Source organism: Campylobacter sp. MG1 (genome assembly GCF_026616895.1).
Lineage (GTDB): Bacteria > Campylobacterota > Campylobacteria > Campylobacterales > Campylobacteraceae > Campylobacter_E.
Genome location: NZ_JANYME010000060.1, coordinates 1 through 209, shown reverse-complemented (window position 1 = coordinate 209; position 209 = coordinate 1). Strand labels below are relative to the sequence as shown.

General features: G+C 34.0%; 1 protein-coding gene. It reads left to right on the top strand.

The features are described 5' to 3' along the window. On the top strand, positions 1-209 hold a 209-nt coding region (locus tag NY022_RS09675), incomplete at both ends, for a hypothetical protein (protein WP_267525680.1).

Genomic DNA, 209 nt, shown 5'->3' with positions numbered 1-209 from the left:
CATTACCTTGCAATGAATTTGGTAATTATGAATATCACTTTGCTGTAGTAGGTAATACAAATGTATCAGCTAGTACAAATCTAGTTTATGCTGATTTATCAGGTAATGTAGTTGATAACACAGATGACAAACCAGTTGATGTAGTAACTCCAGTAGAACCTAAACCTGAACCAACTCCAGTAGAACCTGAAGATAAACCAGTTGATAAT